The 235-nt window shown below is 46.0% G+C and carries 1 protein-coding gene; it reads left to right on the plus strand.

All coding sequences use genetic code 11. The features are described from left to right. Positions 1 to 235, plus strand: a 235-nt coding sequence (locus tag SB658_RS27545) for an Asd/ArgC dimerization domain-containing protein (RefSeq protein WP_410603744.1), incomplete at both ends; no start/stop codon positions are given.

Consider the following 235-nt stretch of genomic DNA (forward strand, 5'->3'; position numbering starts at 1 on the left):
GGGGCATTATGGCGACGATGTATACGGAGGCTCCCCCGGGTATGTCTGCTGCACAGGTAAGAGAATTGTATTCCGAATTCTACAAAGATTCATATTTTGTCAGAATCAGGCCGGAAGGTGAATTTCCGGCGACGAAAGAGGTATACGGCAGCAATTTTTGTGATATCAGTGTCACCGTGGATGAAAGAACAAACCGTGCCACCATCGTTTCTGTCATAGATAATCTGATGAAAGG

Source organism: Bacillus sp. SIMBA_008 (assembly GCF_046535495.1).
Taxonomy (GTDB): domain Bacteria; phylum Bacillota; class Bacilli; order Bacillales; family Bacillaceae; genus Bacillus; species Bacillus subtilis.